Source organism: Streptomyces sp. NPDC048504 (genome assembly GCF_043200035.1).
In the GTDB taxonomy this organism is placed as follows: domain Bacteria; phylum Actinomycetota; class Actinomycetes; order Streptomycetales; family Streptomycetaceae; genus Streptomyces.
In genome coordinates this window covers 16,371-29,903 of sequence record NZ_JBICXA010000012.1, presented here as the reverse complement: position 1 = coordinate 29,903, position 13,533 = coordinate 16,371, and the positions used below count along the sequence as shown (strand labels likewise).

Here is a 13,533-nt window from a genome sequence, read left to right as displayed (position 1 = left end):
TGGCCCGACCGGGTCCTGAACGCGACGAAAAGGGTGCCCCCTTGCTGTCCTCAAGACGTGCGCGCGTGCGCGCTCCCCTCTCCCTCCTCCTAGCAGGCTGTCTCGGCGCCGGAGTTCTCGCCGCGATACAGCCGGCCGCCGCCGCGGCCACCTCCAGTTCCTCGGCCTCCTCGTCCGACGCCGACTCCGCCAAGTCCTCCGACCTGCTCAACGCCGTGCCGCAGGACAACGTCCCGCAGAACTACGTCCCGGCCGGCTGCAACAACCCGAGCCTCAAGGACGGCGTGGCCCAGTGCTTCGCCGACGTGCGCACCGGCTCCGACCACATCGTCCGGCCGCAGGTGAGCGCGCCCCCGTCCGCGGCGCTGGGACCGGCCGACATCCAGGCGGCCTACAGCCTTCCCGCCGGAGGCGAGGGCAGGACGGTCGCGATCGTCGACGCGTACGGCGACTCCCACGCCGAGGCCGACCTGGCCGCGTACCGCGCGTACTACGGGCTGCCCGAGTGCACCACCGCCAACTCCTGCTTCCGCAAGGTCGATCAGAGCGGTGGCACGGACTACCCCGCCGACAACGAGGGCTGGGCACTGGAGACCGCGCTCGACCTCGACGCCGTCTCCTCCGCCTGCCCGGCGTGCGACATCCTTCTCGTGCAGGGGGATTCGGCAGGCCTCGATGACCTGGGCACCGCGGTCGATACCGCCGTACGCCTGGGCGCCAAGTACGTCTCCAATTCCTACGGCCTGCCCGGCGAGAGCGCCTCCGAGACCGCGTACGACCACCACTACGACCACCCCGGGGTGGCCGTGGTCGCGTCCACCGGCGACACCGGCCACGTCCAGAACTGGCCCGCCACCAACCCCGACGTGGTGGCCGCCGGCGGCACCCGGCTGACCCGCACCGCGGACACCGAACGCGGCTGGACGGAGTCCGCCTGGACCTCCGGCGGGTCGGGCTGCTCGCTGTACGAGGCCCAGCCCACCTACCAACGGGGGCTCGCCACCGGCTGCGACACCCGCGCGACGGCTGACGTCGCCGCGGTCGCCGACCCCACGACCGGCCTCGCCGTGTACGACACGGTGGGCAGGGACGGCTGGCTGCAGGTCGGTGGCACCAGTCTCTCCGCGCCGCTGATCACGGCGATGTACGCGCTGGCGGGCACCCCCGTCGAGGGCACCTACCCGGTGACCTATCCGTACATCAACGCCTCCGGGCTGAGCGATGTCACCGAAGGGGCCGACGACGACTGCGGCACGGTGGTGTGCACCGCCGGCCCCGGCTGGGACGGACCGACCGGTCTCGGTACCCCGGTCGGGGTGTCCGCGCTGGCTTTCGGCGTCCATGGAACGCTGTCCGGACGAATAGCCGACAGCGTGTCCGGCGCCCCGCTGGCCGGTGCGGCGCTGGCCGTCTCCGAAGAGGTGACGGGCGGCCGGGAGTACCGTGTCACCACCGACGCCGACGGCGCGTACAGCCTTCCCGTCGCGGTGGGCGACTACCGGATCACCGTCACCGACTTCGGCTACCGGGAGAACACCCGCTCCGGAGTGGGCGTCGCCGAGGACCGGAGCACCACCGCGGACCTGACCCTGGTGAAATTGCCCACCCGTATGGTGTCCGGCACGGTGAAGGACGGCAGCGGGCACGGCTGGCCCCTGTACTCGAAGATCACCATCGACGGCTATCCGAACGGAGCGCTCTACACCGATCCCTACACCGGCAGGTACAGCGTGGACCTTCCGGAGCAGGCCACCTACGCCGTCCATGTGGCCCCGGTCTACCCCGGCTATCGGAGCACGGACCTGAGTGTCCCGGTGGGCACCGCCGACGTCCGTGCCGACGTGGCCCCGGACGTGGACCTGACGGCCTGCGTCGCGCCCGGCCACGCGTACCCGGGCGCGGCCGACTTCGGAGGCTGGACGGGCACCACGCCGGAGCACGGCTGGACGGTCGTCGATCACGGGACGAACGGCGCGACCTGGGACTTCGCCGACAGCTTCCTGGCCAACTACACGGGCGGTACCGGCAATTGGGCCGCCGCCGACCCCTGGGGGCGGGGCGGTGTCCACGAGGACACCGAACTCGTGTCGCCCACCTTCAGCCTGGCAGGCCAGAACGCACCCGTCCTCGGCTTCGACGCCCTCTACGCCCCCAGCAAGGACTCGGTGGCCGACGTCGACCTCAGCCTCGACTCGGGCGCGACGTGGACCACGGTGTGGCACCGGGACACGGCCGAGTACCTGGGCCACGTCGAGGTTCCCCTGACCCGGGCGGCAAACGCGAAGCACGTCAAGGTGCGCTTCCACTACTCCGGCAGCGGCCTCTCGATCTGGCAGCTCGACACCGTCACCGTCGGCTCCTGCGCAGCGGTGAGCGGAGGCATCGTCGCCGGAAAGGTCGTCGACGGCAACACGGGCGACGCCATCACGCCCGCCACCGTCACCGACACCGCCGACGGCTACGCCACGGCGACCACCGTGGCGACCCCCGACGACCCGGCCTTGGCCGACGGCTACTACTGGCTGTTCAGCGCCCCCGTCGGACGGCACACGTACCGGACGTCCGCCGCCCGCTACACCACCTCGACCGGCACCCTCACCACGCGCCCGGACAAGGTCAACCGGTTCGACCGCACGCTCAAGGCGGGCCGCCTGGTGGTGAGTTCGGCCGGTCTGTCCGTCAGCGAGACGCTGGGCGGGTCAGGGAGCAAGAAGGTCACCTTCACCAACAAGGGGCAGGCGCCGCTGCACGTCGACCTCGGTGAGCAGAGCACCGGTTACACCTCACCGGACGGCACCTCCACGTACACGACGGACTCCTCGGCAGGCGCCCCGACGCTGCGCGTGAAGGGCAACTACTCGCCCGGACCGATGAGTTCCCTCCCCGCGGCCACGAAGAGCACGACGAACGCCCCATCAGCTACGGGTCCCTGGACCGGCATCGCCGACTACCCCGAGCCCGTCATGGACAACGCCGTGGGCACCTACCAGGGCAAGGTCTACTCCGTCGCCGGAATCTCCGGACTCTTCGGCGGGGAGTACCTCGACCGCGGCTATGTGCACGACCCGTCCACCGACGCCTGGACACCCATCGCCGACCTCCCCGAGGCCCTGGAATCACCCGGCGGGGCATTCGTCGACGGGACCATGTACGTCGTCGGCGGCTGGACCGCGGACGGCGCCCGCGCCACGCTCTACGCCTACCACCCCACCACCGACACCTGGACCCGCCTCGCCGATCTGCCCCAGGCGATCGGCATGCCGAACGTGACCACCCTCGACGGCAGCCTCTACGTCATCGGAGGCTGCACCGGATCCGGCTGCGGAGACAGTGTCAGCACCGTCTACCGCTACACCCCGGCCACCGACACCTGGACCCGCCGCGCCGACTACCCGTTCACCATGGAACGCGGGGCCTGCGCCGGCATCACCGGTGAACTGGTGTGCGCCGGCGGCATCACGGTCGTCGGCGGAGGGGTCGCCCCCCGCACGGGACAGACCTACCGCTACAGCCCCTCCGCCGACACCTGGACCCGTGCGGCCGACATGCCCGACGCGAGCTGGGGCGCGACCGCCAGCGGGAACGACGGCAGACTCCAGGTCGTCGGCGGCGTCGTCGGAACGGCCGCGGTCAACACCGTCGTCGAATACGACCCGGTGTCCAACTCCTGGTCCAGCCTGCCCAACACAGGCTCCGCCGTCCTCCGGGCCGGCGGCGGCTGCGGGATCTACCGCATCGGGGGCATGACCGCGGCCCTGGACACCGCCTCCTCGGCCGAGGTGCTGCCCGGGCACGACCAGTGCGACGGCGACGACGTCACCTGGCTGTCGGCGGACAAGACCTCGTTCGATCTCGCCCCCGGCCGGTCCACCACGGTCACCGTCCGCGCTGACGCCTCCGCCGTGGCCACGGCCGGCACCTACACAGCGCGGCTCACCTACACCACAGACGCCCCCTACACCGGAGCGTCGGTCGCGGTCGGTCTCAAGGTCACGATCCCGCGGACCTGGGGGCACCTCTCCGGAACGGTCACCGACGAACACACGGGAGCACCGCTCGCCGGAGCCACCGTCCTGATGTGCCCGGTGGCGCACGCCGGGACGACCGGCTGCGGCCAGCTCGTACACACCGTTCGCACGGACTCCGACGGCCACTACGACCTCTGGCTCGACGCCCGCCCGAGCCCGCTGCGGATCACGGCCTCCGCTGCCGGCCACCGCCCGGCATCCAAGGAGGTGACCCTGCTGCCGGGCCGCGCCACGACGGCCGACCTGTCGCTGACCGCGACCTGATCCCACCGCCACCCGTTCACGTCGCGCCCACCCAGACGCTCTGTCCGGGCGGGCGCGGCTTCGCCTTCTCCCTGTGCACACCCCGGGACGGATGTCCCTCGGTGGGTGTGGCCGGTCCGCGCCGCGAGGAACTGGCAGTGCTCGCCGGGGTGGGCCAGTCGTACTGCGCGCGGCTGGAGCAGGGGCAGTCCACCGCCGGTCCGGAGTTCCCGAAGGTGATCGCCCAGGCCGCTGCGGCAGGGCGGGACCGCGCGTCGATGTCTGTCCGGGCCGGATTTTGTCGCGGTCGCCGAGCTGAGGGAAGCCGCGCCGAGCGACGCCAAGTGCCCTTCGCGCAGGGCGGTTACGCGGGCGGCTCAGCAGGTTCTGCTCGCGCCTGTTGTGCGTGGCGGACGTGAGCCCGGGACCCGACCTCTCGGCTGTGTTCTTCCGACCCATTGTGGTTGGGCCCGCGCCCCTTTACTGTTCGGCTTTGCCTGAGTCTGTTTGATGCTGTTCGCCCAGTCGGTCTGGAGGCCGCCGTGCGGGATGGTCGGAACGGTTCAGAGGGTGCGAGACCCGGTCGCCGTCGCTGGTGGAGGGCGATCCTCGCGACAGCCGCGACCATCGCCCTGGCGGCCGGCCTGACCGCGCCGGCCACGGCGGCGGCGCAGGACGTCGGCGAACAGCCGCCCGCCGTCAGTGCGCAGGCGCACACGGTGACTCTCGACGGCTACTCCTTCCTCGTCGACGGCCAACGCACCTACCTGTGGTCCGGCGAGTTCCACTACTTCCGGCTCCCGAGCCAGGACCTGTGGCGCGACATCTTCCAGAAGATGAAGGCCGCCGGCTTCAACTCGACCTCCCTGTACTTCGATTGGGGCTACCACTCGCCCAAGCCGGGTGTGTACGACTTCACCGGGGTGCGGGACGTCGACAAGCTGCTCGACATGGCCCAGGAGGCCGGCCTCTACGTCATCGCCCGCCCCGCGCCGTACATCAACGCGGAGGTCGACAGCGGCGGCCTGCCCGGCTGGCTGACCACCAAGGCGGAGAACAACCGCAGCGACGACCCGCGGTTCCTGAAGTACGCGGACGAGTGGCTGACCCAGATCGACCGGATCATCGCCCGCCACCAACTCACCAACGGCACCGGGTCAGTTATCGCCTACCAGGTCGAGAACGAGTACTACAACGGCTCGGCCGCCGGCCGCTCCTACATGCAGCACCTGGAGGACAAGGCCCGCGCCGACGGCATCACGGTCCCGCTGACCGGCAACAACAACGGCACCTTCAACTCCGGCACCGGCGCCCTGGACATCGACGGCCCGGACTCCTACCCCCAGGGCTTCGACTGCTCCAACCCCTCGAAGTGGAACGGCGTCCCCGACATCAGCTACGACCACCCGGCCGGGAAACCGCTGTACTCGCCGGAGTTCCAGGGCGGCGCCTTCGACCCCTGGGGCGGCCCCGGCTACGACAAGTGCGCCCAGCTCATCAACGACCAGTTCGCCAACGTCTTCTACAAGCAGAACATCGCCGTCGGCGCGACCGCGCAGAGCTTCTACATGACCTACGGCGGCACCAACTGGGGCTGGCTCGGCATGCCCGAGAACTACACGTCGTACGACTACGGCGCCGCCATCCGCGAGACCCGCCAGCTCGACCCGAAGTACGACGAGGACAAACTCATCGGCTACTTCACCCAGTCGGTCACCCCGCTGACCAAGACCGAGGCGATCAGAGCCACACCACCCGACGACTCCGCGGTCGTGGACACCGCCAGGATGAACCTCGACACCAAGACGCAGTTCCACGTACTGCGGCACGGGAACTCCACCTCCACGGCAGTCGACAAGACCCACATCTCCCTGGACTTCAACGCCCAGCCGACCAGTGACACCACCTACACCTGGGACGACCCCGACTCCGCGCTCCAGTACGCCGGTTCGTGGTCCCATGTGGCCAACACGAGCTACACCGGCGGCGATTACCAACACACCGAGTCGTTCTCGAACAAGGCCGGCGACTCGCTCACCGTCCCCTTCGACGGCACCGCGATCCGCTGGATCGGCTCGAAGACGAACAACCACGGCAACGCCGACGTCTACCTCGACGGCACCAAGACGGCCACGGTCGACGACTCCGGCAGCGAGAGCCAGGCGGTGCTCTTCCAGAAGACCGGCCTGACACCCGGCGCACACACGCTGAAGATCGTCGTCGCCGGGAACCACAGCTCGGGATCCACGGACAACTACGTGGCCGTCGACGCGATCGACGTACCGACGGCCGCCACCGCCGAGCCGACCTACCCGGTCATACCGCAGCAGCCAGGCACCGCGATCACCCTCGACGGCCGCGACTCCCACGTGATCGTGGCCAACTACCGCCTCGGTGAAGCGCAGTTGCAGTACTCGACCTCCGAGATCATGACCAGCGCGACCATCGGGGACCGGGACGTCGCCGTGCTCTACGGCGACCAGGGCAGCGACGGCGAAACCGTCCTGCGCTACGCCACCAAGCCCACCGTGACCGCCAACGGCGGTACGGTCACGAGCAGTTGGGACCCGGCCACCGGAGACCTGCGGCTCAACTACACGCACCAGGGCCTGATCCGCGTCAGCATCACCGGCGACGGCAAGCGCCCGCTGCTCCTGCTCGTCGGCGACAAGGACACGGCCAAGACCTTCTGGCGTCAGGACACGGCGAGCGGCCCGGTGCTCGTGCGCGGCACCCACCTGCTGCGGACGGCGACCAGCCTGCACGGCGGCCACACCGTGGCACTCACCGGCGACAACGCTGACGACAAGAACATCGAGGTGTTCACCTCCGCCGCCCAAGTAACCTGGAACGGCCGGACATTGGGCACCCAGGCCACCGACACGGGGAGCCTCACCGCGAAGATCCCGGTGGCCGCCCCGATCCACCTGCCGACGCTGACCAACTGGAAGCACGCCGCGGAATCCCCGGAAGCGGCCCCCGGTTTCGACGACACCAGCTGGCAGGTGGCCGACAAGGCGACCACCAACAGTGTCTCCGGCGCCAACTCCCTGCCGGTGCTCTACGCCGACGACTACGGATTCCACACCGGCAACACGTGGTACCGCGGCCGCTTCCGCGCCACCGGCAAGGAGACCGGCATCCACCTGGTCTCGGACTCCGGGGGAGGAGCCCAGGCGTTCTCCGCCTGGCTGAACGGCACCTTCCTGGGCAGCTCCACCACGGGCAGCGGCGACTTCACCTTCCCGGCAGGTTCCGTGAAGTCCAGCGGCGACAACATCCTCTCCGTGCTCACCGTCAACATGGGCCACGAGGAGGACTACAACTCCACCAACGGCAACAAGACCGCGCGCGGCCTGACCAGCGCCTCCCTCGTCGGCGCGCCCCTGACGTCCGTCACCTGGCGCCTCCAGGGCGTACGGGGCGGCGAGGACCTCCAGGACACCGTCCGCGGCCCGCTCTCGACGGGCGGCCTCTACGGCGAACGGGCCGGCTGGTCCCTGCCTGGCTACCCGGACACCAACTGGGACCGCGTGTCCCTCCCGACAACCGACACGACACCCGGGGTCTCCTGGTACCGGACCGACGCCAACCTGGACCTGCCGCACGGCCAGGACACCTCGCTCGGGCTGACGTTCACCGACGACCCGTCACGCAAGTACCGCGCCACGGTCTTCGTCAACGGCTGGCAGGTCGGCAACTACGTCAACTACCTCGGCCCACAGCACACCTTCCCTGTCCCCAACGGCATCCTGAACCCGAACGGCCACAACACCATCGCCATCGCCGTGTGGAACCTCGACGGCACCACCGGGGGCCTCGGCAAGGTCGCCCTGACCAACTACGGCAGTTACGCCTCGTCCCTGCGCGTCGCGCAGAACGACAGCCCGTCCTACGACCCCCGTAGTTACGCCATGCCGAAGCGTCCGGGAACGGACGTCACCCTGGATGTGCCGGACACCGCCCAGCCGGGACAGACCTTCACCGCTCGGGCGACGGTACGGGTGCCGAAGGACCGACCGTCCGCTTCCGGACTGACGGCGTCGCTCTCCGCGCCCGACGGCTGGAGCGTGAGTGCCACCAGCCCCACATCGGTCAAGCGCCTGCAGCCCGGTGCATCGGCCACCTTCACCTGGCAGGTCGAGCCGCCGACCGGGACGTTGCCATCCGCCTCGGCACTCACCGCCACGGTGCACTACCGGCAGAACGGACGGCAGGGCGTCAGCGATGACGAACGCATCGTCAGAGGGATCCCACCGGCTCCGCCGACCGGGAAGAGCGACGTGAGCGACCTGCCGTTCCTCTCCTCCACCAACGGATGGGGCCCGGTGGAACGGGACACCAGCGTCGGCGAACAGGCGGCCGGTGACGGCCGTCCGATCACCATCGCCGGCGTCGGCTACGCCAAGGGCCTGGGCACCAACTCCGTGAGCGACGTCGAGCTCTACCTCGCCGGACAATGCTCGCGGTTGACGGCGGAGGTCGGCGTCGACGACGAGACGGGCGGCGCGGGCACGGTGACGTTCTCCGTGATCGCCGACGGCAAGACCCTGGTCACCACGCCGACGATCCGCGGCGGACAGGCCGCGGTGCCGATCGACGTCGACGTCAGCGGTGCCCAGGTGATCGACCTCAAGGCCGGTGACGCGGGCGACGGCAACGGCAACGACCACGCGGACTGGGGGATCCCGACGCTGACGTGTGAGTGACCGAACGCCGCTTCGTTCGCGAGGTACGGTCGACGACTGAGGACCTGGGGCTCCCCCGACGCCGGGGGAGTCGCCGTCGGCTCCGAGGCGGGTGAGCGAAGCCAGTTCCTACACGGGGCTCGCATCGTCGAGAAAGTGAAGCAACACGGCGGCCTCGGCACGTAGCCGTGCGACACGGTGCGCGTGCGCGGGCGCAGTCAACGTTGCGGCCGCCTCCAGACGCTCGGCGGCTTCGGCCTTCACGATCTCGACCACACGGTGCTCGCTCAGCTCACGCCGAGCCCTCTCCGTGACGCCGACACCAAGCGGCGATTGCTCAAGGGCCAAGCCACGAAGCTCGGTTTCCCGCACGGGTACCGCCTCGGCGTTGTCCAGCGCGCCAAGGGTTGCCCGAAGTGCGCTCACCACGGCCTTGTCACCCGCGCGCATCGCTTCCGGGAGCGCTCGACGCATGCGAAGACTTGAAGTGCTCTCCTTCCTTCGCAAGCTCAGGAAGGAGATTCCTGCCTACCTTGCGGTGGCGGGCTTGACGCCACGGGTGCGTCTGACGACTGCCCTCCCGGCAGCCGGGATCGCCACGAGGCCGATCCGGTACAGGTGCAAGACGTTGCGGGCCGCGTTCCAGTCGGCGTTGCCGGACCAGTCGCAGTCGGGGTTCTTGCAAACGAACGTGGCCTGGTCTTCCCGGCTGCCGGGCGTGATGAAACCGCACGCGGAGCAGCGCAGGGAGGTGTTCGGGGCGGGGACCTTGACCAGGGTTCCGCCGTGGCGGGCGGTCTTGTACGTCAGCATGGTCACGGTCCGTCCCCACGCCTCCTGGCTGATGGAACGGTTCAGGCCCGACTTCTGCGCGACGTTCTTCCCCGGGTTCTCGATGGTTCCCCTGGCGGACTTGACCATGTTCGTGATCTGCAACTGCTCCACCACGACCGTGCCGTACTCCTTGGCAAGGGCGGTGGTGGTCTTGTGCTGCCAGTCAGTCGCTCGTCGCGTGGCTCTTGCGCGGAGCTGCTTGATCTGGTCGTAGGTGCGGTGCAGCCGGTTCGAGCCGCGCTCCTTCGGCATGCGGAAGGACTTGCGGTGCGCGGCTTGCCGCTCCAGGCGTAGCAGCTTGGCCTTCTCGTTCGGATTCAGCCACTTGTCCCGGTCGGCGGTGCCGTCCGGGAGCCGGGGCGGCAGGCCGTGGTCCTGATGATTGCCGTCGGACAGCGCGAGGGGCAGGTTCACCCCGGCGTCGATACCGACCTCCGGCCCGGTGCGAGGCTCGGGCTTCGGCTCAAGTGTCTGGACGCGGAAGGCGATATGCCATCCGAGCCCGTCCTTGACCAGCCGTGCTCCGGTGATCCGGTTCTCTTTGCCGGCGAGCTTGCCGACCGGGAGATCCTTGGTCCACCGGAAGCGGACCCGCCCCACCCTGGGAACGTTGACCATGCCCCACCGTCGGTGCACCCGCTTGATCTGCAAGTCCCGGCCCTGCGGGATGTCCACGGACATGACGGTGCGGAAACGGGCCTTGAAGTTCGGCTCGTCCGCCCGCCCGGCCCAGCAGTTCCGCCACGCCTGGACGTACGTTTTCAGCACCGCCTGCGCGGCCTGCGCAGGCAGCACCGCGTACCAGTCGATCTCCTTGCGGGCCTGCCGCAACGCCTGATCCATGCGTGTCACAGAGCGCTGACACTTCGGCGTCATCTGCCACAGGTCGTGGAGCTGATTCCACATCGCCCGTGCCGCATGGGCCTGCCCATCCATGAGCCGCGTCTGTGCAGGCGTCAGCGCCAGTCGGGCACGATGCCCGAACTGCCGCTTCTCCCACACAAGTTTGCTCATGACGATCACTCTACTGAAGGTGGCTTATGTCACCGCGGTGGAACCCTGATCCCGATGTGCGCACCGGACGCCACGTCGTCTACAACCTGCATGTCCACTTGGTTTTTGTCACCACGTACCGGCGCAAGGCATTCACCGACGCCATGCTGACGCGCACCGGGGAGATCATGCGCGAGGTCTGCATGGACTTCGAGGCCGACCTCAGGCAGTTCAACGGCCAGCAGGACCATGTGCACCGCCTGGTGCACTACCCACCCAAGGTCCAGCTCTCCAAGCTGGTCAACTCCCTCAAGGGCGTCTCCCCCCCCCGCAGGCTCCGCCAGGAATACGACAGCCACGTACGCCGGTACCTGTGGGGCGGACACTTCTGGTCCGGCTCCTACTTCGCCGGATCCTGCGGCGGGCCACCGCTGACCGCCGTCAAGCAGTACATCGAGAACCAGCAGCGCCCCGTGGGCTGAGGACAACACTGCAGACCCGTGCGAACGATGCAGGTCACAGCAGTTCCGAGATGGCCTTCACCCCGCCGTAAACGACGGAGCACTAGCCAAGATCAGAGATAGAGACATGCCGACGAGCCTATGGCGGCGCCCTCGACCCACAACGCGAATTACGTGCTGCGCCAGACCCACCGCAGCGAGGGCCTGCACTGGGAACGTCGTTGCTCTGCTCGTCTGCCTGCCCGGCGGATGCGGTCGTTGGTTCGAAGAACTGGGCAACCAGGAGTGCCCGTCACGGGTCTAGTCACCGATGACACACCATCAGGTTTCGTCGTGTGGGGAGGCGGCGAACCCCGTGTCCCGAGGGGGGACTTCATGCGTATGCGCCCGGCCGTGGCCGTCACTTTCCTGACCGCCACCCTTTCAGCATCGATGCTTCTGGCAACCGCCCAAGCGGCGGGCACGGCCGCCGCCGACGACACCACGTTCTCGAACGTCGTGGTCAACGGAGGCAAGGACATCGTGCTCGGCCTGACCACCAGAAAGACCGTCACGATCACGTGGACGGCCCGTGACCCGGAGGGCGTTGCCGCGTCCTGGGCCTATCTGTGGCACGGTCCCAACACCGACGACGCAGACGGCAGCCTGCCTCTGTACCCGCCGGCGGGAACATGCGTGGTGTCGCCGGCCGACCCGACCACCGCGACCTGCAAGGTGAGCATCGCTGTGAGCGCCGCGCGGGACTTCGACCACAACGGCCTCGCCGGCGCCTGGAAGGTGCTCGCCGGGGCGCAGGACACGGAGGACAACTGGACGGAGATCGACGTTGCCGGTACGGCGAACGTCAAGCGGTACGCCAGGGTAACGGTCAACGCCTCGCCCGAGCCGGTGAAGAAGGGCAGGACGATCACGGTCACCGGGAGGCTGACCCGCGCCAACTGGGAGAGCGGCACCTACACGGGGTATCAGGGGCGGACGGTCCAACTGCAGTTCCGTAAGAAGGGAAGCTCCGTCTACACGGCGTTGAAAACCGTCACCAGCGGCGTCGGAGGCACGCTGAAGACCACCACCAAGGCCAAGGCCGACGGTTACTACCGCTTCGTCTTCACCGGTACCCCCACCACCGGACCGTCCACGGCGACAGGCGATTTCGTCGACGTCAGGTGACGAACCGCACCCGTTCCGGCCTGTCGGCGCGGTGCCGCGGTCGCTCGGGGAAGACCGGCGTCCATCCGGGGTGGACGCCGGCCCGTCCGAACGGCCGGTGATCGTGATGCGGTCGCCCGAGTGCTCGATCCGGTTGCCTGCCGACGGGTGCACGAGCAGACGCCGTGAGACGGCCCGGTCGCTGCCTGCCCAGGATGCCGACGAGGTGTCATCTCCCCTCGTCACCGCGCCGAGGAGCGGCGGACGCCGACATCTCCCGGCGATGCCGGGCTCGCCGACGGATGCGGTCGGTCCGATCCTCGGCGGCCGGCTGACGCAATGGACCTGGCGGGCCATCTTCTGGGTCAACATCCCCGTCGCCGTCGTGGCACTGGTGCTCATCGCAATGGCGCGTCCGCACACCCAGAACCGGCCGGCCCCGATGGACCACCGCGGACTGGCCCTCATCGTGGCCGGCGTGGGCCTGAGCAGCTTCCCATTCCAGCAGTCCTATCTGTGGGGCCGGCACTCCGCGGCGACCTGGCTGTGCATCGTCGTGGGCCTGCTGCTGCTCGTGCTCTTCGTCCTCGTCGAGAGGCGAACGACCCCTCCGCTGCTGGACGTCGAACTCTTCCGCGACCGGGCCTTCTCCGTACAGAACGTCGTCCTGGGCGTGGCCATGGCAGCCTTCGTGCCGGTGTTCTGCTTCACGAGCGTGTACGCGGAGACCGGCCTCGGAAACAAGGGGTCCGAGGCCGGTCTCGACCTGCTCTACTTCTTCCTCGGCTTCTTCCTGTCAACACCGACGCGGTCAACCGGGCACCCCAACTCTCCTGCGGCGAGGCGACCGGAGTCACCCAGACCGTACGCAACTACGGCTCCAGCCGGGGCCTGGCCGTCCTCGGCACGATCTTCGCCTCGGTGCTCCGGTCACGGAGCACCCAGTCCCTGATCGCGCAGGGAACGAGCCATGCGGCGGCGAGCCGGGAGGCCCTCCGCACCTGGCCGCCTTGAGGCCAAGCGACTCGACTCCACCCGACTCGGGACAGCTCAGAGCCTCCGACAGACCCGGAGCAGTTCACCTGACAATCGGCCGAGGAAGCCGTGGACGGGCCGAGACGAGCCGCCGATCAACCCGGT

The 13,533-nt window shown here is 69.1% G+C and carries 7 protein-coding genes; 5 read left to right on the top strand and 2 right to left on the bottom strand.

The window, feature by feature from the left end:
• Window positions 1-65 precede the first annotated feature (65 nt).
• Window positions 66-4,292 carry a carboxypeptidase regulatory-like domain-containing protein gene (locus ACGFY9_RS27870; RefSeq protein ID WP_393758552.1) on the top strand — a complete coding sequence of 1,409 codons (4,227 nt, stop codon included), beginning with the start codon at window positions 66-68 and terminating at the stop codon, window positions 4,290-4,292.
• Window positions 4,293-4,813: 521 nt separating this feature from the next.
• Window positions 4,814-8,980: a beta-galactosidase gene (locus ACGFY9_RS27865; protein WP_393758550.1), complete on the top strand. Its 4,167-nt coding sequence runs from the start codon at window positions 4,814-4,816 to the stop codon at window positions 8,978-8,980.
• A gap of 108 nt (window positions 8,981-9,088) precedes the next feature.
• On the opposite strand, the gene ACGFY9_RS27860 is transcribed toward ACGFY9_RS27865, so the two are convergent.
• Together ACGFY9_RS27860 and ACGFY9_RS27855 are read right to left on the bottom strand one after the other, a co-directional pair.
• Window positions 9,089-9,409, bottom strand: a complete 321-nt coding sequence (locus tag ACGFY9_RS27860; RefSeq protein WP_393759047.1) for a hypothetical protein — start codon at window positions 9,407-9,409, stop codon at window positions 9,089-9,091.
• A 78-nt stretch (window positions 9,410-9,487) separates the two neighbouring features.
• Entirely contained in the window at window positions 9,488-10,807 is a 1,320-nt protein-coding gene (locus ACGFY9_RS27855; RefSeq protein WP_393758548.1) for an RNA-guided endonuclease InsQ/TnpB family protein, read from the bottom strand.
• A gap of 26 nt (window positions 10,808-10,833) precedes the next feature.
• Here ACGFY9_RS27855 and tnpA point away from each other — a divergent pair, with 26 nt between their 5' ends.
• From tnpA to ACGFY9_RS27840, 3 genes are all read left to right on the top strand, one after another.
• Window positions 10,834-11,268: an IS200/IS605 family transposase gene (gene tnpA / locus ACGFY9_RS27850; protein ID WP_393758546.1), complete on the top strand. Its 435-nt coding sequence runs from the start codon at window positions 10,834-10,836 to the stop codon at window positions 11,266-11,268.
• A gap of 411 nt (window positions 11,269-11,679) precedes the next feature.
• Window positions 11,680-12,414, top strand: a complete 735-nt coding sequence (locus tag ACGFY9_RS27845; protein ID WP_393758544.1) for a hypothetical protein — start codon at window positions 11,680-11,682, stop codon at window positions 12,412-12,414.
• A gap of 205 nt (window positions 12,415-12,619) precedes the next feature.
• Complete coding sequence (locus ACGFY9_RS27840) at window positions 12,620-13,345, top strand: hypothetical protein (protein ID WP_393758542.1); 726 nt, start codon at window positions 12,620-12,622, stop codon at window positions 13,343-13,345.
• Window positions 13,346-13,533 lie beyond the last annotated feature (188 nt).

Bases quoted from the DNA above. Each gene is read 5' to 3' on its own strand.
- ACGFY9_RS27845 (WP_393758544.1), top strand. From the start codon at position 11,680: ATGCTTCTGGCAACCGCCCAAGCGGCGGGCACGGCCGCCGCCGACGAC.
- tnpA (WP_393758546.1), top strand. From the start codon at position 10,834: ATGTCACCGCGGTGGAACCCTGATCCCGATGTGCGCACCGGACGCCAC.
- ACGFY9_RS27855 (WP_393758548.1), bottom strand. From the start codon at position 10,807: ATGAGCAAACTTGTGTGGGAGAAGCGGCAGTTCGGGCATCGTGCCCGA.
- ACGFY9_RS27860 (WP_393759047.1), bottom strand. From the start codon at position 9,409: ATGCGCGCGGGTGACAAGGCCGTGGTGAGCGCACTTCGGGCAACCCTT.